We start from the raw sequence: 336 nt of genomic DNA, 5'->3' as shown, positions 1-336 counted from the left end.
GCTGGTCACGGTGCGCAATCCGCGCCGCCGGCGACCGAGCGCTTCGTGGATGGCGATGCGCGTCAGCCAGGTGGCGAGCGTCGAGCGGCGTTCGAAGTCGCGCAGGTGGGTGTAGGCGTGGAGATAAGCGGCCTGCATGGCGTCCTCGACCTCGGCCTCGTCGCGCAGGATGGAGCGGATGGCGCGGTAGAGGCGCTCGTTGTGACGGCGCATGATCAGCTCGAAGAGCTGGGCATCCCCGCAGAGGACGCGCTCGATCACCTGCTCGTCAGTCCAGGGCTCGTGCTCCTTGAGACGCGCGGGCATCGGCATGAGGCGATGGAGTCTAAGCGGCGG

Annotated in this window: 1 protein-coding gene; it reads right to left on the bottom strand. The window is 68.5% G+C overall.

The annotated features are described in order from the left end of the window. Positions 1-312: RNA polymerase subunit sigma (locus tag E6J58_08455; GenBank protein TMB38655.1), on the bottom strand; the 312-nt coding region annotated here is incomplete at its 3' end. Between the last annotated feature and the right edge of the window lie 24 nt (positions 313-336).

The sequence above is a fragment of the Deltaproteobacteria bacterium genome (genome assembly GCA_005879535.1).
In the GTDB taxonomy this organism is placed as follows: domain Bacteria; phylum Myxococcota; class Myxococcia; order Myxococcales; family 40CM-4-68-19; genus 40CM-4-68-19.
The sequence above is the reverse complement of the archived record's forward strand: the minus strand, read 5'-3'. Positions and strand labels throughout refer to the sequence as shown.